Source organism: Flavobacterium panacagri, from assembly GCF_030378165.1.
Lineage (GTDB): Bacteria > Bacteroidota > Bacteroidia > Flavobacteriales > Flavobacteriaceae > Flavobacterium > Flavobacterium panacagri.
Genome location: NZ_CP119766.1, coordinates 812,795 through 833,967 on the forward strand (window position 1 = coordinate 812,795; position 21,173 = coordinate 833,967).

17 protein-coding genes are annotated in these 21,173 nt (G+C 33.2%); 11 read left to right on the plus strand and 6 right to left on the minus strand.

Annotation, left to right across the window (positions count from 1 at the left end):
- Positions 1–16: 16 nt before the first annotated feature.
- Positions 17–922, minus strand: a complete 906-nt coding sequence (locus P2W65_RS03865) for a LysR family transcriptional regulator (RefSeq protein WP_289663653.1) — start codon at positions 920–922, stop codon at positions 17–19.
- Between the two features lie 85 nt (positions 923–1,007).
- On the opposite strand from P2W65_RS03865, the gene P2W65_RS03870 reads away from it, so the two are divergent.
- Together P2W65_RS03870 and P2W65_RS03875 are read left to right on the plus strand one after the other, a co-directional pair.
- Positions 1,008–1,769 (plus strand): type 1 glutamine amidotransferase domain-containing protein, encoded by a 762-nt coding sequence (locus P2W65_RS03870; protein ID WP_289663654.1) that lies wholly within the window; start codon positions 1,008–1,010, stop codon positions 1,767–1,769.
- Positions 1,770–1,917: 148 nt separating this feature from the next.
- Positions 1,918–3,075 (plus strand): iron-containing alcohol dehydrogenase, encoded by a 1,158-nt coding sequence (locus tag P2W65_RS03875; protein WP_289663655.1) that lies wholly within the window; start codon positions 1,918–1,920, stop codon positions 3,073–3,075.
- A 246-nt stretch (positions 3,076–3,321) separates the two neighbouring features.
- Here P2W65_RS03875 and P2W65_RS03880 read toward each other — a convergent pair whose 3' ends face one another.
- A complete protein-coding gene (locus P2W65_RS03880) occupies positions 3,322–5,733 on the minus strand; it encodes a toxin-antitoxin system YwqK family antitoxin (RefSeq protein WP_289663656.1) in 2,412 nt (803 codons plus the stop codon).
- A gap of 253 nt (positions 5,734–5,986) precedes the next feature.
- Here P2W65_RS03880 and P2W65_RS03885 point away from each other — a divergent pair, with 253 nt between their 5' ends.
- The 5 genes from P2W65_RS03885 (at position 5,987) to P2W65_RS03905 (ending at position 14,131) form a co-directional block, all read left to right on the plus strand.
- Entirely contained in the window at positions 5,987–6,982 is a 996-nt protein-coding gene (locus tag P2W65_RS03885; protein WP_179004124.1) for an NAD(P)H-dependent glycerol-3-phosphate dehydrogenase, read from the plus strand.
- Positions 6,983–7,382: 400 nt separating this feature from the next.
- Positions 7,383–10,064 carry a TonB-dependent receptor gene (locus P2W65_RS03890; RefSeq protein WP_289663657.1) on the plus strand — a complete coding sequence of 894 codons (2,682 nt, stop codon included), beginning with the start codon at positions 7,383–7,385 and terminating at the stop codon, positions 10,062–10,064.
- 12 nt (positions 10,065–10,076) lie between these two features.
- The gene (locus P2W65_RS03895; RefSeq protein ID WP_289663658.1) at positions 10,077–11,387 is read left to right on the plus strand and encodes a DUF4876 domain-containing protein; all 1,311 of its coding nucleotides are present in this window, start codon (positions 10,077–10,079) and stop codon (positions 11,385–11,387) included.
- Positions 11,388–11,398: 11 nt separating this feature from the next.
- Positions 11,399–12,988 (plus strand): DUF6850 family outer membrane beta-barrel protein, encoded by a 1,590-nt coding sequence (locus P2W65_RS03900; protein WP_289663659.1) that lies wholly within the window; start codon positions 11,399–11,401, stop codon positions 12,986–12,988.
- A 3-nt stretch (positions 12,989–12,991) separates the two neighbouring features.
- On the plus strand, positions 12,992–14,131 hold the full coding sequence (locus P2W65_RS03905; RefSeq protein WP_289663660.1) for a cytochrome-c peroxidase: 1,140 nt from the start codon (positions 12,992–12,994) through the stop codon (positions 14,129–14,131).
- Positions 14,132–14,287: 156 nt separating this feature from the next.
- Here the strand turns inward: P2W65_RS03905 and P2W65_RS03910 are convergent, their stop codons facing one another.
- The 4 genes from P2W65_RS03910 to P2W65_RS03925 form a co-directional block, all read right to left on the minus strand.
- Positions 14,288–14,695 carry a hypothetical protein gene (locus tag P2W65_RS03910; protein ID WP_289663661.1) on the minus strand — a complete coding sequence of 136 codons (408 nt, stop codon included), beginning with the start codon at positions 14,693–14,695 and terminating at the stop codon, positions 14,288–14,290.
- A 189-nt stretch (positions 14,696–14,884) separates the two neighbouring features.
- Positions 14,885–15,904 (minus strand): phenylalanine--tRNA ligase subunit alpha, encoded by a 1,020-nt coding sequence (pheS, locus tag P2W65_RS03915; protein ID WP_179004118.1) that lies wholly within the window; start codon positions 15,902–15,904, stop codon positions 14,885–14,887.
- A gap of 114 nt (positions 15,905–16,018) precedes the next feature.
- Positions 16,019–16,468 carry a hypothetical protein gene (locus P2W65_RS03920; RefSeq protein ID WP_289663662.1) on the minus strand — a complete coding sequence of 150 codons (450 nt, stop codon included), beginning with the start codon at positions 16,466–16,468 and terminating at the stop codon, positions 16,019–16,021.
- A 180-nt stretch (positions 16,469–16,648) separates the two neighbouring features.
- Positions 16,649–17,005, minus strand: coding sequence for a hypothetical protein (locus P2W65_RS03925; RefSeq protein ID WP_179004116.1), 357 nt, complete (start codon positions 17,003–17,005; stop codon positions 16,649–16,651).
- Between the two features lie 254 nt (positions 17,006–17,259).
- Between P2W65_RS03925 and P2W65_RS03930 the strand changes: the two genes are divergently transcribed.
- From P2W65_RS03930 to P2W65_RS03945, 4 genes are all read left to right on the plus strand, one after another.
- On the plus strand, positions 17,260–17,805 hold the full coding sequence (locus P2W65_RS03930; protein WP_289663663.1) for a CvpA family protein: 546 nt from the start codon (positions 17,260–17,262) through the stop codon (positions 17,803–17,805).
- 311 nt (positions 17,806–18,116) lie between these two features.
- Positions 18,117–19,217, plus strand: a complete 1,101-nt coding sequence (locus P2W65_RS03935; RefSeq protein WP_289663664.1) for a helix-turn-helix domain-containing protein — start codon at positions 18,117–18,119, stop codon at positions 19,215–19,217.
- 247 nt (positions 19,218–19,464) lie between these two features.
- The gene (locus tag P2W65_RS03940; RefSeq protein ID WP_289663665.1) at positions 19,465–20,457 is read left to right on the plus strand and encodes an alpha/beta hydrolase; all 993 of its coding nucleotides are present in this window, start codon (positions 19,465–19,467) and stop codon (positions 20,455–20,457) included.
- 7 nt (positions 20,458–20,464) lie between these two features.
- A complete protein-coding gene (locus tag P2W65_RS03945; protein WP_289663666.1) occupies positions 20,465–21,139 on the plus strand; it encodes a hypothetical protein in 675 nt (224 codons plus the stop codon).
- Positions 21,140–21,173 lie beyond the last annotated feature (34 nt).

Here is a 21,173-nt window from a genome sequence, read left to right on the forward strand (position 1 = left end):
CAACTGATAAAGTGAACTATAAACGGTTTCCAAAAAACAACTTCAGTTCTTTTTCAATGATATCAAAAAACGATTTTAAGTTGTTATTCTTCGGAGCCAATAAATACACGAATTCTTCTGGCACATGAAAACTGTTCCACAACAACTGTAGTTTATTCTTTTTAATAAATTCTCTCGCATTACAATTCCATGTAGCAGCCACTCCTTCATTTTTGCCTAAAAGACGAAGCATTTCTGATTCTGAAGGAATAATATAATTAGGAACCATCGAAGGTCTTTTTTTATTGAAAGCATGAAGCCAGAACAATTTTATATGCGGAATCCTCGCATCGTGGCTATACCACTTTTGTGCATTAAGCCACTGTTCGATTTCAGTAAAATTATCTGATTTTAATTTCTGACGGAATTCAGTTATATCCAAAGAAGTTGGAGCAACTAATATCAATTTGATTTTTCCAACAACTTCGTAAGTCGTATCAAAGGTATCAAATCGTTTTGTGGTAATGGCGAAATCTAATTTTTTAGCATCAATCAATGCAAAGAGTTCATCGTTTTCTGCGAAAGTAAAATCAATTAAATCAAATTTTGAAATAAGCAGATTTCCAACACACTCAAAAAGATGTTTCGAAATGCCGACAGATATTAAACGATTCGCATCTTCTGCTTTGGCTCTGAAACTAGTTTCGACACTTTCGAGACGATCAAGTGCATCTATAATCAAATTATTCAGTAACTTAGCGTATTCTGTTGGTTCAACGCCTTTTGATTTTCGGTTGAATAATTTATTACCAACATGCGCTTCTAACATAGAAATTTGCTGACTAACCGCAGGCTGACTCATAAACAACTCCTTGGCGGCAACTGAAAAATTACCATTTTTATAAACCGCCTTAAATGTTCTGTACCATTCTAGATTTACCATGATATAATTTTATTTATAACAAACATAGTTTATTTTATTTTTACTGATATCACATAAGCCGTAAATTTGTTCAAAATTTAATCTTATGAAGAAAATAGCATTACTCGCAATAATTGCATTTACAGCTGTAAGCACCTCTGCTTTGGCTCAAAAATCAAATAAAAAAAGAATGAAAAAAGTATTATTTGTTGTAACCAGCAACGATAAGCTGGGCAATACAGGAGAAAAAACGGGATTCTGGTCTGAAGAATTTGCTGCTCCTTATTATGAATTATTAGATCAAGGTGTTGAAATTACAATTGCGTCTCCGCTTGGAGGACAACCGCCAATTGACCCAAAAAGTGCTGATCCTGCTTCGGCAACAGAAGACACCAAACGTTTTGACGCTGATAAAGTTTTACAGGAAAAATTAAAAAACACTTTAAAGCTTTCAACGGTTAACCAAAAAGATTATGACGCTGTATTTTATCCAGGAGGACATGGTCCGCTTTGGGATTTGGTGCAGGATCAAAACTCTATTGCTTTAATTGAATCCTTCTATACGCACAATAAACCAGTAGCTTTTGTTTGCCACGCTCCTGCTGTTTTGAAAAACGTAAAAGTAAAAGGGGAATATTTAGTAAAAGGTAAAAAAGTAACCGGATTTACTAATGATGAAGAAGAAGCGGTTGGTTTAACAAAAGTGGTTCCGTTTTTATTGGAAGATGCTTTAGCCTCAAACGGAGGTATTTTTTCTAAAGGCCCAAACTGGCAGCCTTATGCTGTAGAAGACGGACTTTTAATTACAGGACAAAACCCAGCATCGTCTAAATTGGTAGCTGGAAAATTATTAAAGAAATTGGATTAAAAGATGCTAAGATACTAAGTTGCTAAGAGCCTAAGTTTTTCTTTTAGCAACTTAGATTTTTTTTCAAAAATTAAAATAATAAAATCAACCCGATGCTAAAAAACTTAGAATCTTAGTTTCTCAGCATCTTAGAAACTCAAAAAAAATCATGCTTAACTTTGAATTATACAATCCGACAAATTTAGTTTTCGGGAAAGGACAAATTGAAAAACTTTCTACTTTGGTTCCAAAAGACGCTAAAATTCTTTTGGCTTATGGCGGTGGAAGTATTTTTAAAAACGGAATTTACGATCAGGTAATTGCCAACTTAAAAGGTTTTGAAATTGTAGAATTTGGCGGTATCGAGCCAAATCCAAGATTTGAAACTTTAATGAAAGCGGTTGATGTTATTAAAGCTGAAAAAATCGACTTTATTTTGGCTGTCGGCGGTGGATCTGTGATTGATGGTGTGAAATTTATTTCGGCAGCAGTAAATTTCGAAGGAAACCCAATTGACATTTTGCAGAAACGTATTTTGATAAAAGAAAATGCAATGCCATTTGGAACGGTTTTAACGCTTCCAGCAACGGGAAGTGAAATGAATTCAGGATATGTAGTAACAATTGAAGCTACTCAGGAAAAATTATCTTCTGGCGGAAGCGCTTTGTTTCCTCAATTCTCTATCTGTGATCCGACCGTAATTGCTTCTTTACCAAAAAGACAACTTGAAAATGGTGTTGTTGATGCTTTCACACACGTAATGGAACAGTATTTAACATATCCAACCGATGCTTTTTTACAAGATAGAATTGCCGAAGGAATTTTACAGACTTTAATTGAAGTTGGCCCAGGCGTTGTTAAAAACCCAACCGATTATACTTTGGCTTCTAATTTTATGTGGAGCTGTACAATGGCTTTAAACGGATTAATCCAAAAAGGTGTTCCAAGCGATTGGGCTACCCACATGATTGGTCACGAACTAACAGCTTTGTATGAAATTGACCACGCCAGAACTTTGGCGATTATTGGCCCAAGTTTGTATACTGTAATGTTTGAAACCAAAAAAGGAAAACTGGCTCAATACGGAAGACGTATTTTTAATCTTTCAGGTTCTGATGAAGAAGTAGCAAAAGAAGCCATCAACAAAACAGTAGAATTTTTCCATACTATGGGAATGGACACAAAACTTTCTCAATATACAGAAGACTACAGCAAAACAGCCGATTTTATCGTAAATCGTTTTGACGAAAGAGGCTGGAAAGGTCTTGGCGAAAAACAATTAGTGACTTTAGATAAAGTGAAATCTATTGTGGAACTGAGTTATTAAAAAAGTGATCAGTGATCAGTTTTTTAGTATTCAGTATAGTGTGTTTTCAAAGTGCTGTCACTGAATACTAAAAAAACTGAACACTGCCAACTTAAAAAAAGGCGTTCTAACTTGCTCGTGAACGCCTTTTTAAAATACTAAAACAAAACTAACTAACTCAAATCTTTGTAAGTTCATTAAAACTCTAATTTATAAACACTTACAACGTAGCGTTAATTATTTTATTGTGTAAGGATAAAATATTTTTTATTTAAAATTTTCATTCATTTTCTTTTCCAGAATTTTAGTCAGATTTTCGATCTCTGTTTTGACATTTTTCAGCTCAACATTATCCTTTTCCATTAGTTTTTTTTCCTTTAAAAACAATTTCAAATCATAGGAATTATTGTTGTTTTTCAATATTAGAGTTCCTATTTCCGGCTTTTTAGCTTCGTTAATTCTTAAACCGGCAATTAAAACGCCTTTTAGCTCATTTCCAAATAACAATTCAACATCTTTCTCTGATGATATTTTGTCGGCAATCAGATTAAAATTTTCTTCAATTGTTTTATCGTGATTTAAGTAAGAACTAAATACTGTACTGAAAATTTCGGCATCTCTTCTTTCCTCATCATTATCATCTTCGATTGTTGTAAATAGCTTTGCTTCGATTGCATTATTTACTTCATAATACAAAACGCTCCCTGGTTCAGTTGGTGTTACATTATTAACTTCTACTGATGAGCTGGTAACCAAAAGTTTATTATTTATACTGAATTTACCAATTGTTTTTCCATTTGATTTTTCCAAAACAATTTTTCCTTTCAGTTTATGTTGCAATTCTTCGAGTTCAATTGCTTTATTTTTTAATTCGAAATGATAACGGTTAAAATAATGCATTGCAAAAATATCAAAGTCAAAACTTTGCAGAATTCCATTTTTCCAATATTTAGAAACAAACTGGCGGTCTAGTTTGATGTATTCCGGGCCGTCAACTATTTTACCGTCTTTATAAATAGATTTGATATTATAATTTGGATATTCATAGTTCTCCAAATTCTCTAAATAATTGTTCGAATACTGATACTTTATAATACCGTTTTCATAATAATCAACATGATTAAATTCGTTGAAATCTGTAGCAAAATAACCTGAAAACGGTTTGTCATTTTTATAAATTCCAACATAAGAATCCTGTCTGTCTGAAGTAATCAAAAAAGACTGATTCGCAATTTTAGTTCTTTTCCCATTTTCAAAATAGATGGTTTTCAGAACATTTTTTGGGTCTTTAGAATCGTATTCACTTCTATAATAAATCTCTTCAGCTACAAATCCCTTTTTATAAATCGTACTTTTTTTGGATTCTACTAAAGTTCCATCATAAGGCAAATCGTTTTTATACTCCAGTTTTCCCGTCACTTCCCTATTGTCATAAAAAACAGTTTCTCCATTTTTAATATCATTTACTACAGTATAAGTTCTAACAGGATCATCGAGATAATAATTAAAGATTTTCTGTACGCCATTTTTTTTGTAATCAGCAACGTTGATTAATTCGTTTTGTTCATTTTCATTTTTGATGACAAATGTTCCGTTAAATGGTTTTCCTTCCTTGTAAATTCCTTTTGCTACAATAGATCCAGACTCGTCTTTTACAATGGCTTCGCCTTCTTTTAAGCCTTTGCTGTAATTTTGATTGATGAATAAATCGCTTGCAAATCTTTCATCAAAATTACCTTCAAAAGGCTGTCCGTTTTTATAAATTCGTTTGGCTTTTATACTTCCGTCTGAGTTGTATTCTATTTGATCGCCTTGTGCTTCTCCTTCAGCATATTTTACCATTTTTAAAACTTTACCATTTGGATAATACAGGGTTTCTTCGCCATTTTTCTGTCCGTTCTTATAACTAATTTTGGATTTAAGAGCAACCGCAAATTTGTTTTGAAAGTAATAGTCGTACACAATTCCATTTGAAATTTCTCGTCCGTATTTTTCAAAATCATTTTCATTTATGGTCTGCAGCATTTTCCCAGATTTATCGTAGTTAATCTGTTTAAAAGGCTCTGTATTGCCACTTGCAATATCGTACCAGATTTCCTGAGCCAACTGTTTTGAGTTGATCCAGAATATTTTCTTTTTTATGACTTCTCTCTTTTTCGCATTTCCAATTTCATCCCGAATAATTACACCTTCGGTCATTCGAATCGGTTCTTCTTTTTGTGCTTCATTATCAGCTTTGTTCAATCGGTAATCTTCCCAATTTAAAACCTCTTCAAAATCGCCATTTTTGGGTTTTCCACCTTCGTATTTTCCTTTCATCAAAACCGTTCCATCTTCATGGTAAAGGATTGTTTCGCCGTCTTTTCTTCCATTTTTGTACTGAACAGTTTTTAACTTTTTTCCACTTGGATAATAAAAGGTCAAATTAGAAACCGGAGAAAAATTATAAAATTGATAAAAAGAAGCATCGAAACCATCCTGATCAAACCATACAACATCTCCAACATAATTATCTTCGTTATCCTGAAAAGCATATCCTTGAAACTGCGGTGTTTTATTGATGTAGAAATCTTCGACTAAAATCAAATTTCCTAATTTCTTGAAAGGCTGCATTCTATAAAAAGAGGCATTTTCTTTGGATGTGGTTTTCCAATTGGCATCGAAATAAAGTGTTTCCATATTTTGGGAGAAAGAAAATAATGTCGTGAAAACTAAAATAAGAGTCAAAAATTTATTTGTCATAATTGAACGAAATTTCTCTAATATACCATTTTTTACACAAATTTAGTTTTTAAAGCTGAAAAATATATTCTGAAATTCAGCTAGTTTTTATTTAAAGAAAACACAGCAGAAGGCCTTTGTCAAATTTCTTAAATCAGATTTTGCTTTATTAGCACATTATTAAGTACTTTTGTTTCAAATTAATAAAATAATGAGCGAAAAGTTAAAATTTGCAGTAATTGGAGGAGGAAGCTGGGCCACGGCAATTGCAAAAATGTTATGCGTTAATCTTTCCGAAATTGCCTGGTACATGCGTAATGATTCTGCAATCGAGCATATTCAGAAATACAAACACAATCCGAATTATTTAAGTTCTGTTGAATTTGATACCAACAAACTCAAATTAACTAATAATATAAATGAAGCAATAGAATATGCAGATTATATCATTTTTGCTATTCCTTCTGCTTTCCTGGATGCCGAATTGAAAAACATGACGGTTTCTTTGGCTGATAAAATTATTTTCTCTGCCATTAAAGGGATTGTTCCAGAAACGAGTTTAATCGTTGGCGAACATTTCCATATTCAATACGATATTCCATACTACAATATTGGTGTAATTACAGGGCCTTGCCACGCAGAAGAAGTAGCATTAGAAAGACTTTCGTACTTAACAATTGCCTGCGGAGATCCTGATAAAGCAAAAACGGTTGCCAAATCACTTTCTGGAAATTACATTAAGGCTAAAATCTCTGATGACATCATCGGAACTGAATATGCCGCAATGTTGAAAAACATCTATTCAATCGCTGCCGGAATTGCTCACGGGTTAGGTTATGGAGATAACTTCCAGTCGGTTTTGATGAGTAATGCGATTCGCGAAATGAAGAAATTCATTAGAAAAGTACATAAAATGAAACGTAACATTAATGATTCGGCTTATTTGGGCGATTTATTGGTTACAGGATATTCGGTTTTCTCGAGAAACAGAATGTTCGGAAATATGATTGGTAAAGGTTACACCGTAAAAAGTGCCATGATGGAAATGAGTATGGTTGCAGAAGGTTATTATGCCACAAAAAGTGCTTATAAACTAAATCAGGGTTACGGTGCTAAAACACCAATAATCGATGCGGTTTATGCCGTTTTATACGAAGGAAAAGATGCTAAATCTGTCTTCAGAAAATTGACTGAATCTTTGGATTAGTCTCTTTATAGGATAGAAAATAGAGCAAAGAAAATAGAATATAGAGAATAGAAAAGAGCTGGGAGAATTGATCTTCCGGCTCTTTTTTTATTGAATAAATCTTAAAAAATCACAATTAAGTTAAAAATACACTCCCTAATTAACAGGAAATAACTTTATTCATAATACATCAAACCTACATCGGCCTTAAAAAAAGTCTGCACTATATTCTTACAAAACCATCAAAACAATATTCGACTGTCTATCAAACACATAAGTTTAAAATTTAAAAACTTATTACTAATGCTTTTCTCACAAATCTAATGATGTACAATTTTACAATTCCCTTATTTTTCATTGCTTCACGAAGAATTATCGGTAGATTTGCGTCATTATTTTTATTTGTTCTAATTAAATATAGATGCGTTTCATTGCCATTCTTTTACTGTTCAGTCAAGTTATTTTTTCACAGAAGACAATTTCTGGTCAAGTTTTTTCTAAAGAAACTTCGACCGCTTTAGCAGGTGTTTTTGTTCGTGATACCAAAACCGAAAACTGGACGATTTCTGATAAAGATGGAAAATTCAGTATGATCATTCCCTATTTTCAGGATATTGAATTGAACTTTTCCATTCTTGGAAAAAAAGATATTAATCAGACTTTAAAAAACGGACAAAACTCAATTACGGTTTATTTGGAAGATAATACGCTTCATTTGAAAGAAGTAATGGTTACAGCCAATAAAGAACGTAAATACTCTGAGTTGACTCTTGGAACAAATGCTATAAATAATGTTCAGGCTTTTACGCTTGATGATGTTTTAGAACAGCTTCCTGGACAGACTACTTCCTCTTTTAATCTGAATTCTTATAAAAATATTATTTTCAGGACAGCATCTGAAGTGGGTTCTTTTAAAAGCAATAAAGCTTTTGGAACTGCATTTATGATCAATGATATTCCGATTTCCAACAACGAAAACATGCAGGCTTTAAGTCCAAACACACCTACTTCAGCCGGCAATGATTATGGCGTTAATACAATACCTTTCAATAATCCAAATGTTGGTGTTGATCTTAGGGAAATATCAACTAATAATATCGAGGAGATAAAAATCATTCAGGGAATTCCTTCTGCAAAATATGGAGATTTGACTTCTGGACTGGTTTTGATCACTACTAAAGTCGGAAATAGTCCTTACAGAGTTTCCGCTTCCCTTAGAGATGGTACAAGCGAATTGAACTTGACAAAAGGAATTCAATTAAACTCCAATAATTCCATGAATTTTGGAATTAACTTTTTGGATTCTAATTCCGATCCAAGAAATAATTTATTGAGTTATCAGCGTATCAGCGGGAGTTTAGCATGGAAAACTACCGATAAACATTCTAAAGTAAAAAATACTGTAAACCTATCGATAAGATCCACTCTTGATGATGCCAAACGTGATCCTGATAAAATTGCGGCAGATATCATAAAAAATGAAAAACAAGGGTTTTCTATCTCTAACAATTTCATGTGGAAGCCTTCTAATCTGTGGTTAGACGGTATCAATATAAATAGTGGTTTCTCTTATGACAGGCAGTTTTCTAGAAAAGAGAGATGGATAAATCGAGCTTTAACGGCTGCAACTGATTCTAAAGAAGAAGGAATTCACGATGCTTACGTTCTTCCGTCGCAATATACCAGTATCAGTACAGTTGAAGGTATTCCGATTTCAACTTTTGTAAATCTCGAAACCACAAAGACGATTACCAATAAAGCCAACTGGATTCACAGCTTATCATTTGGGTTATCAGGAAGATCAAGTTCCAACAAAGGAGACGGAAGAAAAAGCAGTGCAATTGGCTTAATCAATTATTATGTCTTAGATGACGGAGGCGACACCAGACTAGGTTATAGAGATTATGATTTTAACAGAACCCGAACAGAAAACCAATTTTCTGCTTATCTGGAAGATAGAGTCTATAAAAAATTTGAAGAAGATAAAATTCTAAATATTGATTACGGTGTACGATATGAAAACCAATCTGGAAATGTATCGTTGCAGCCGCGTATTAATTCATCGTATTCTCTAAATAAAACTTTCAGAGTCCGAGGCGGATTTGGATTATCATCCAAAGCGCCTTCGCTTAATCAATTGTACACTGGAGAACGTTATATAGACCGTTTATTAGGCAACGGAATTTATGTAAATCCTGGAGTGTATCAAAAAGCATGGATCTTGACTGTAGTAACTTCTGGAGATAATTTGAATTTAAAACCTTCGAAATCATACAAAACAGAAGGTGGATTAGATGTTAATCTTCCTTTTGCCAGTATTAATTTAACGGGATATTACAACAAACTTAAGAATGGTTTTACGGGACAGATGGTTCCTATCTCAAAAGAAATTCCAAAAGTACATATAACTGCAAACGGAACAGAAATGCCAACGTATGAAGTTGTTGAAACAGATAACTTGTATTATCTAACAAACAGCATTCAAAACAATGCAAATTCGGAAGATATCGGTATTGAATCCATAATCAATTTTCAAAAAATCAAGGCACTGAATCTTGATGTGAGCATGAATGCATCTTATGTAAGATCTAAAGATTTAAGCGAAACGATAACCTATTATGCGTCCACTGATCTTTTATCGGCAGAAAGATATGGAGTCTATCCTTCGATGCCTATGACAAATGAGAATTTCACTGCAAGTTTTAACTTCAGTTATCATATTCCAAAAGCAGGTTTATTATTGTCATTAAGAAGCGAGCATATCATTTTACGTACTTCCTACCTTACTAACAGTAATTATCCAAATGGCTATTTAGACAATCAATTGGCCTATCATGAAATTCCGGAGGCAGATCGTACAAATTCACAAAAATACGGACATATTATCCGCGATACGCAAAATGACTCACAAAATAAGCTTGACAACATGCTTCATAATTTTCATCTGCGTCTTTCCAAAGATTTTCTAAACGGATTTAGTGTTTCCTTTTATTCGACCAATTTTTTAAATCTGAAGCCTTATTACGAGAAAAACGGCATTAAGAGTCCGTACGATTATTTCGCAAAATTCTCTTTTGGAACCCGACTTAATTATCAATTCTAAATATACATACCTATGAAAAAAACACTCTCTATTTTTATAATACTTTTTGGGCTAATCATTCAGTCCTGCAGCAATGATGATAACGAAAACGAAGCATTAAAACCAGTTGATTTTAGTGTTTCGCTTAAATACGATGCCACTTTTAACAGTCAGGTTGTTAAAAAAGCAAGCGTAACTATTGTAAATACAGAAACTGCCAATAAATATACTGTAGAATCTGATGAAAGCGGTGTGGCCACTTTCAAACAGATTTTACCTGGAACTTATACTATTACAGCTACCAAAGTGATTGCTTCTGCCGAATTTACAGAGACTTTTGGTTACACACCAACAGAAACTGAAATTAACTTTAATGGTGCCGAAAGCAGTGTTATTGTAAATGCAACAACACCTACAAGCAACATCGAAATGAAAACTTCTAAAGTAGGCGATTTCGTAATTAAGCAAATTTACTACGCTGGATCTGACACTAAAAAAGGAGCTATTTTTAGAGATCAGTTTATAGAAATCTACAACAATTCTAATACTGTTCAGTATGCAGATGGTTTATACATGGCGTTGTTAACTGGATCTACTTCAACTACTGTTTTAGCTTACTCATTACCAAACGGACAGTTTGATTGGAGCAAATCAGAAGGCATGACTGAGGGTAGTACTGCAAATACCGATTATGTTTATGCATTAAACATCATTAAAATTCCTGGAAGCGGCACACAATATCCAGTACAACCCGGGACAAGTATTGTAATTGCACAAAATGGTATTAACCACAAAGCAAATTATGTAGACAACAAAGGGAAAACTGTTAGTATTCTAAGTCCTGAATTAACCGTAGATTTAAGTACAGCGGACTTCGAATCATTCCTAGGAGACTATTCTGGCGATTTGTATCAATATGATATCCAAAATGCTGCTGTTCCAGATGTAAACATTGCTTATTGGGGAAATAGCAACAACGATATGATTTTTGATTCATTAGGAAGACATAGTTATGTTATTTTCAAAATGACGGATTCAGAGTTTGCTGCCTTAAAAAAATATAAAAACCCTAAAGGAGAGGCTAATCTAGCGCTTCAAATTCCTGTTAGTGTTCTTATCGATGGAGTTGACACTACAAGAGATTTAGGTTCAAACTTAGTTCCTAAAAAACTGCCTTCTCAAATTGATGGAGGAAATACATACGTTCCTTCAGGATCTTATTCTTCAAAATCGGTAATGAGAAAAACTAAAACTACAATTGCCGGAAGAATTGTTCTTCAGGACACGAACAATTCTACAAATGATTTCGTAGAAGTTACTGCAAATCCAAGAGGATTCAACTAAAATTTTCTTTAATGAAAATCAATAAAATTAAAATACAAAACATTAAAAGTAATGCCTGGAAATTCTGGGCATTACTTCTTTTGTTGTTTTCTTCCATTTTTTCTGCGAATGCACAAGACACTATAAAAGTGCAAAATCATATTATTGATAATCAGATCCAAAATCAAATTTTTAAATATCCGGTTGTATACACAAATTCAAATATTAAAGATTTTACCTTTACTGAAGTTTCGTATGAACATCAGCAAAATGAATTTGCAAGAAAACAGGTTGCCAACGAAATCAATACGTATCAGTTTTTAGCGCAGGGCTATTTTACAACAAAATCCAGATGGAAATTATTTGGTGATTTAGCCATAAAAAAAATACTGGAAAAGAATCTCGGCTGGGTACTTTCTGATGATCGTGCCATAGAACAAGAAGTAATTAACCCGCATTATTTTTATGTTCCCAGAAAAGCCGATTGGGACAATCAGGTTTATGCTTTAAGCGGAGGTTTTTCTAAAGACATTACCAATCATTTATCTGTGGCTGTTAAAGCCAATTATGGTACCGAAAAATTTAGTAGAACTTTAGATGCAAGGTCACAAATCACAAACAGAAATTTGGGAGGAGAAATGCAAATTGGCTATCAAATCACAAAAAATCAAAAGGCTTTTATTTTAGGAAGCTATGCCGAAAATCAAAAAGATTTTACTTTTAAGTATAATAATTCGAATTTAAATCTTGAAGTATATCCAGAAACCTACCTACGTTTCAATGCAGGTTATGGTAGAATACTAAATTCTTTTAAATCTTCTGGATCTGGTTATTTATATCAGGATATTGTAGATAAAATTGGATTAGGATATACTATTAAAGGCAAAAATTCCATTTTTACTGCCTTATATTATGCTCAGAATTCCAATAATATTTTCTATACCAGTGATCTTGATTTAAAAGTAAATGAAAGAATGAAAATAAAGACAAAAAGCAACCATGCTGAATTGTTTGCTTTTCATAAATGGAATAAAAAAGAAATCCAGTCTACTTTACAATTCGATCAAAGCGATGCAAAAAATTTTGACAAACAAAGTAATGGATACAATTATACCAATTCACTTAATAAAATCAGTTGGACAGCTTCTCTTGCCCAAAAATCGGATTCTAAAATTGATTATTTAGTAGGTTTGAATCTACTTTACCAGCAAAACGAATACGATGATGTTTTATCCACAACGCATATCGAATTGAATTCATTAAACACTGGAATTTATACGAGTAAAGATTTTGCTTTCAACAAAAGTAAATTGAACGCAACGGCAAGTTTTAATATGTATTTCCCGCTTCCATCGAAATTGGACTATTACGATACTTCGGGTGGCACTAATATTAGATTTTTCGACGAAGTGATTATTTATGATTACGCTGTCAATACCACGAATTATTTTGAACCAGAGTTACGTTTACAATACAGTTATCCCACAAAAAACAACAAAACAGTGGTTTTCTTTACCAATCTAAAAGAGAAAATTGCAGTTAAAAAACAAACTGATTATCCAGTCAGTATTAATACGAATACCACCTATTGGGTTCAAATGGGTGTACAATTAAATTATTAAAGAATGAAAACGAAATTAATTAGTGTAGGAACAATGATAGTTTCACTCATCATGCTTTCTTATGCTAAGATTGAACCAAACTTATCTATTGCCGAATTAAAAAGATTATACAGTAGCGGCGATTATCAAAAATGGCCAAAGCCTGAAGTAGACTCTATAGTTTATACTCAAGGATTTGAAGACATCGGAACTTTAGGCAAACCTGAATTTCCAGAAAACAATCCGTATACCGAAGAAAAAGCAGAATTAGGCAAAGTACTCTTTTTTGACCCGAGATTATCCAAATCCGGACAGATTTCGTGTGCCAACTGCCACGATCCCGAATTAAATTGGGGCGATGCCAGAAAAGTATCCTACGGAGAAGACAGACAACAAGGAACACGAAATGCACCGAGCTTAATGAATATCGCGTATTCTAAAGTTTTCTTTTGGGATGGAAGAGCCAAATCTTTGGAAGATCAAGCCAGTTTCCCGATACAAGATGCTAAAGAAATGAACTTTCATATTGACTTAGCAACAAAACGATTAAACAAAATAAAAGGTTATAAACCATATTTTAAAAAAGCTTTCGGAAAAGAAAAGCTGACTCAGGAAGAAATTTTAAAAGCTATTGCGACTTTCGAAAGAACTTTAATTAGTCCGAAAAGTAAATTTGATAGATTCATTGAAGGAGATTCTACCCAATTAACCAACAGACAGGTTCTAGGTTTACATTTATTCCGTACCAAAGCAAGATGCATTAATTGTCATAATACAGCCAATTTTGCTGATAATAAATTTCATAATGTTGGTCTAACGTATTACGGCAGACAATACGAAGATTTAGGAAGATACAATGTAACAAGAAAAGCTGAAAATGTAGGCGAATTTAAAACGCAGTCTTTACGTGGCGCAGCTCAAAATGCACCGTACATGCACAACGGTTTATTTCCTAATTTAAGAGGTGTTTTAAATATTTACAACGCTGGAATGCCTCAACCCAAACGAAAAGAAAATCAGCTTAATGATACTTTATTTCCAACTACTTCTAAACTGATTAAGAAATTAGATTTAAATCAATCGGAACTTCTTGCTTTGGAAGATTTTATTATGAGTTTGTCAAGTGGAGCTTATAGAATGAAACAACCTGTTTTACCGCAGTAGTTTTTTTTAAGAGAATAGAATAAAGAGTAAAGAAAATAGAGAATTGAGGATAGACAAAAAAAGAGAATCAAAAAGCAGTTTTTATAATACTTTCTTGATTCTCTTTTATTCTCAAAGCATAGCAATCTATTTTCTATACTCTATGTTCTATATTCTCTATTTCACCATCACTCCTTCTACAAACAAAATTGGCACTTCTTCCGTTTTATTTTCGTCAAGTGAATTGGCTTTAAAGATAAATTTCTTATCGTATAATGTATTTCCGATAAAGAAAGTTACCATGAATTCGTTATTTAGTACTAAAAGGCTCTTCTCTACTAATTCTATTTTTACAACAGAAACCGACGGCACCTCAACAAAAGCATGGCGCAGAATTGAAGTTTTTTTCATTTCGCCGTCAATAGTTCCAAAAGCTTTTGAAACTACCATTACGCTGTCTAAGTTAAAATCACTGTCGTTAACCAGATAAGCGTACCAAACTTTTTCCATAAAATCGTCGCTCCATTCTTGTACTGCGGCAAGAAATACGTTTTCGACTTCTGGAATTATTATATCTTTTTTCATTATTTAAATTTTAAAAACCTTTGTCAAAGTCTGAAACTTCAACAAAGGTTTGTTTATTGTAAAAGTAATTTATAACGTAAAGCCCTAGCCCTGATGGAAGCGGCATCCTTTTGTTTTTTTCTTTAAAAAACAAAAGATATAGCGGACAGCAGGAAACAGCTCCTTCTTTCGACTACGCTCAAATGACAATTAAATATTCGATTTAAACTGCTCTAAGAAACGAACATCGTTTTCGTAGAACATACGGATATCTCCAATTTGGTATAAAAGCATTGCAATACGCTCTACTCCCATTCCAAAAGCAAATCCGTTGTATTCATCTGGATTGATATCACAGTTTTTTAGAACGTTTGGATCTACCATTCCGCAGCCTCCAATTTCTAACCAGCCTGTTCCTTTTGTGATACGATAATCGGTTTCTGTTTTTAGTCCCCAATAAATATCAATTTCGGCACTTGGCTCTGTAAATGGGAAATAAGACGGACGAAGACGAATCTTAGATTTTCCGAACATTTCTTTTGTGAAATACAATAATGTCTGTTTTAAATCGGCGAAAGAAACATCTTTATCAATGTATAACCCTTCCACTTGATGGAAAATACAGTGCGAACGAGATGAAATCGCTTCATTACGGAAAACACGTCCCGGAGAAATCGTACGAATTGGCGGTTTATGATTTTCCATATAACGCACCTGAACAGATGATGTATGCGTACGCAACAACACATCAGGATTGGTCTGAATGAAAAACGTATCCTGCATATCTCTTGCTGGATGATATTCTGGCAAGTTCAATGCGGTAAAGTTATGCCAGTCGTCTTCGATTTCCGGCCCTTCAGAAACGTTGAATCCGATGTTGGCAAAAATATCTATAATTTGATTTTTTACGATAGAAATTGGATGGCGAGAACCAATAATCACTGGTTCTGCAGCACGTGTTAAATCGCCAAAAATTCCTTTTGATTCTTCTTTGCTTTCCAGTTCTTCCTGAATCTGCTTTACTTTTTCTTCAGCAACAGCTTTTAAAGTGTTGATTACCTGTCCAAAATCTTTTTTCTGGTCATTTGGAATATTTTTAAACTCATTAAAAAGTTCTTTCAATAATCCTTTACTACCTAAATATTTAATACGGAATTGTTCTAAAGATTCTTTGTTTTTTTCATTAAAGGCCTTCGCTTCCTCTATATGTTGTTTTATCTTATCTATCATTTTCCTTCAATAATTGAAATACAAATTTAGTGTTTTTAGTTTAAAATGTGCGGTCACAGTTGCAGTTTTAAGAATTTTACAACTGGACTAAAAAATCAGGGGGAAAATTTTCAATTACTTTATCAGTTCTATTTTATTTTCAATTTCCTTGACTTTTTTCAGCCAGTGATCAATGCCTTCCTGATTTTTGACAATTTCTTTTCTGTTTTTGGATGCTACTTTTCCCAGTTCAGCCCAGTTTCTATTCCAATCTTTATCTCTTTCGATATTAGTTGAAGGCTCAATTCTGGCGCGCCAAAAGTCTAGATTTTTAAAATAACCTTCTTTCAGCTTATCAAAATATTCTATCAATTTTTCTTTTGAATTCGGTATATAACCCGGCCCACTGCAACCACAGGAATGAAATGTAATTCCGACCGAGTATAAACTTTTAAGATGTTCCCATTTTTTGACATCGTCTTTTCTAGGCGACTCAAAATCGAGTCCCATATTTGCCATTAGGTCGCCACATTCCGGACATTTGGCTTCAAAAACAGATGTTTCTCCTTTTTTAATATCGCCCATTAGTCTTCTTTTAAATGTTTTTCTACAATTAAAACAAGCATAATGAGGCTTATAGGATGTCATGGCGTATCTACACATTTTTTAGTATACAGTGGTCAGGTTTTTAGTGGTCAGTGGCTTACTTAGTTCCAGTTTACAATACTGAACACTCAGCAACTGAATACTGAACACTAAAAAAATCTAATCAATCAATTTTCTTTCTAAAAAGTAATTCACAATCGCTTCCTTCATTAAAACAGATTGTTCTCCCGCTTTTAAGGCTGGTAATTGTTCTTTTACTTTGTAATGTGGCCAGCCTTCGGCATCAAAAAAGTCAAATTCATAAAATCCGTAAGGTTCCAGCAATCTACAGATGGCAATATGCATTAGATTTAGCTTTTCATCTTTTTTAAATTCACGGTGCACTTTTCCGAGTTCCTGCACTCCAATTAGGTAAATTATGGCATCCAAATCTAAATCTTCGCCTTGCGAAAATTGATTGGAAAGTATATCAACGAGCTTTTCCCAACGCTCTTTTAATTGTGTATCTCTAGACATTATATGATTTTAGATTGTTGATTTTAGATGTTAGATTGCGAAGTGATTTAATGATTATTATCTATTCCGAATCATCGGAACTGCAATCTGAAGTCTAAAATATGAATTGACAAAGATACATACTCTTTACATAAAATGCATTATAGAAGCTTTGTAGTTGTATTTAAGTTCAAAACCTTTGTCACTTTGTCTCTCTGTACCTCTGAACCTTAAAAAAAACATATATTTGCGCCATTATAAAACACCCGCAAAACATGAGTTTTTTTGATATTATTGTAGCTGCACTTTTAGGTTATAGTTTGTATAAAGGCATTAAAAATGGCCTTTTTGTTGAAGTTGCTTCTTTTATTTCTTTGCTGCTAGGAATTTATCTTGCCATTAAATTTTCTTCTATAATGACTGGAATGATTTCAAAACATGTTTCATGGAATCCTACCAATATTCAGATTACAGCTTTTATCCTGACTTTTATTTTAGTTGTAATTGGAGTTTATTTCCTGGCAAAAATATTAACTGGAATTGCAGATTTTGCCATGTTAGGCTGGATGAATAAACTCGGAGGCGGATTTTTCAGGGTTTTAAAAACTATTTTGATTCTGAGTATTTTTATCGCTTTGTTTGAGAAAATCAATTTCAATAATACTTTCGCCAAAAAAGAAACTTTAGACAATTATATTTTTTATAATCCGGTAAAAAAGGTGGCTTCTTTTGTTTATCCGTCTATTGAAAAATGGTATGAGACTTTTAAAAAAGAGCATTCTGAAAAACAAGAAGAAGACAGAGAACAGACCGACAAATAATAGTTACATCGTCTAGAATTAAACCCGACAGGTTTTTGAAACCTGTCGGGTTTGTTATTTAAAAGCTTCAGAGAAGCGACATATTTATAGAAATTAAATCGTTTGAATGTAAAGGAGCTCCAGCGGAGCGAAATATATGTCGCTCCGCTGGAGCTTTATGTTGTAAATCTTTATTATTCGCTATAAATATGTCGCTTCTCCGAAGCTTTTTTTAATAACCTACAGAAAACACCACGCATTTAAATATTTGCAGGAAATATTTTATCTTGCTCCGTATTTCCAACAACCGATTTTAACCAAAAATCTAAACCATGTTGTACTTAGCGGGTATTATAATTACGTTTTTTCTGGTTGTGATTCTCGCCAGTAAAAAGAACAAAAGTGAAGCCGATAAAATTCTGGCGCTTTGGCTATTTTTTACAGGTTTTCATTTGTTTTTATATTATCTGCATTACCAAAATGATTTTTCCTCTTTTCCTTTTCTTTTAGGTTTAGAGCTTCCAATGCCTTTATTGCAAGGGCCGTTTTTGTATTTGTACACTTCGGCTTTGACCAATCAAAATCAGAAAAAGAAATATAATGTAGTACACTTTCTGCCTTTTCTGATTGCGGTTTTAATTTTGACTCCTTTTTATTCGCTTTCTTTTCAGGAGAAATTAAAGATTTTTCAGAATGATGGAAAAGGATACGAAAACCTGATTCTGATTTTGTACAGCGCTATTTTAATTTCTGGAATTGTTTATGCTTTACTTTCACTTCGAAAACTTTCCAAACACCGAAAAAACATCTCCAATCAGTTTTCTTTTAATGAAAAAATTAATCTTCGCTGGTTGCAGTATTTAATTCTCGGATCCAGTATTATCTGGCTTGTTGTGATTTTTTATGAAGATGAATATATTTTTTCTGTTGTAGTTTTTTATCTAATGTTTATTGGCTATTTCGGGATCAAACAAGTTGGAATTTTTACCAATCAAACTATTACTGAAAATTTGATTTTAAATGTTCCTTCTAATGAAAACATTGAAATCGAGAACACATCAGAAAAAATCAAATATGAAAAATCAAGTTTAAGTTCAGAAGAACTTCTGTCCATTCATCAGAAATTGACTCAAATTATGGAGGCTGAAAAACTCTATAAAAATCCTGATTTAACTTTAACGGAATTGTCTCAAAAACTAAATGTTCACCCTAACATACTTTCTCAGGTTATCAATTCAGCCGAAGGAAAAAACTTTTACGATTACATTAATTTACAACGCGTAGAAGAATTCAAAAAACTGATTCTTTTACCCGAAAATCAAAAATTCACTTTACTTTCTATTGCTTTTGAATGCGGTTTCAATTCGAAAACGGCTTTTAACCGAAACTTCAAAAAAGCAACTGGGCTTTCTCCTTCTGAATTTTTGAAATGATTTTTTTAAACACATAGAAACATAGTTATTCTTTGTGTTGAAAGGCATTTCATTTGCAATAAAAAACATAGCTATGTGTGAGAAACTAGTTTCTTTTAGTTTTCTTTTCTACTCAAACAAAAAACTATGTTTCTATGTGTTTAAAATTTCAACCTCAAAGCATATAAGAATGGAACCACCTTACAAGTTGGGGCGACCAGCATACTAACGGAACCCATCTTTGCAGAAATTTTAATCAATTCTTGCAATGAAAACCAAAACACTTTACTCAGCCGTAATCGCTGTTTCCATTTTCTTTTTTATGGGATGCGAAAACGAAAATGACATTAACGAATCTGGATATTTAGTTCCGAAAACAGTGGATGAAGATCCGTCGATTTCATCCATTTTTGTAAACGGAACACAATTACATTCCGAAACTTTTGGAAATCCTACCAATCCAATGTTAATCTTTTTACACGGTGGCCCAGGTTCTGATTACCGAAACGGATTAAACGTACAGCAATTAGCCAAAGAAGGTTTTTATGTTGTTTTTTACGATCAGCGAGGTTCGGGATTATCCAAAAGACATGACAAAAAAAGTTATTCCATTCAATTAGTTTTGGATGATTTGACGGAAGTGATCAAATATTATAAAACTTCTCCTAGTCAAAAAGTGTTTTTATTTGGTCATTCCTGGGGCGCGATGCTGGCTTCGGCTTATGTCAATAAATATCCCAATTCCATAAATGGAGTAATTCTCGCAGAACCGGGCGGGCTGAATAAAAAACTCCTCGACGAATATGGCGAAATGAGCCGGAAAATCAACATCTTTTCTGAAGCTACGAGTAATCTTTTATACGTTGATCAGTTTTTAACGGGAAAAGAAAATCAGCATGCGATTTTAGATTATAAATATGGGATTTCTTCGAGTTTTACTTATGCCAAAGGAAATGATGAAGGAATTCCCGGCCCGTCTCCTTTTTGGCGAATTGGCACAACCGTTCTGGAAAGCTTCATTGACATTTCAGAAAATGAAGGATTTGATTTTACCACAAATCTGGATCAATATCAAACGAAAGTTTTGTTTTTGTATGGCGAACTGAACAAATCATACGGACTTTCTTTCGCGCAAAAAGAAGCTTCTTATTTTCCAGTTTCTGAAATTGCAGAAGTAAAAGGAACTGGTCACGAAATGATTTATTTCAAATGGGAAAATGTCGAGCCTTTGGTGTTGAATTATTTAAATAATCTAAAATAATTCGGCCATGAAAGCAATAATAGCACTAATCGTATTTCTCCTTTCGCTTCTTACTTCTCACATTTCACAGGCACAAACGATTAACTGGGAAAGTCTTCAAGAAAATCAAAAACATATTTTAAACGTAAATGCCGGCTGGGATTATAGTTTTGTTTACGGACTGAGTTATGGTTATCATTTAAAAACCAAAATCCCAATTATTCTGGAAAGTTCCATTTCTTTTGCTTCAGGCGAAGTTATTTTTGATGATTTTAAAACCAAAATTGGCGGACAGCTAAATTTATATCAAATTGAAAATTTCCGTTTTAATGCCTCGCTTCACGGAATTTATAGGCGATACGGAAATCCGCTAGTAACACTTCAAAATTTTGGTGCCGATGCTGGAATTGTTACTGGCCTTTATAAACCAAAATGGTTCATTGCCGGAGAATTTGGTTTTGATAAAGCGATAGTTACCCATTTTGAACATTCTGATATTTACAAGGAAGTTTATCCTAATGTAAAAAATGGCTGGTATGAACCCGCAACAGGAGGAAATTTTAATTTCGGAATTCAAGGTGGCTATTCTTTTAGTCGAAGTGATATTACGTTAAGAGCAGGAAAAGTAATGAATGAAGATTTTAAAAGTACGCCGTTGATTCCGTTTTATGTGCAGTTGGGGTATAATTATAAATTGGATTGATTTGTTTGAAACACATAGAAACATAGGTTTTTTT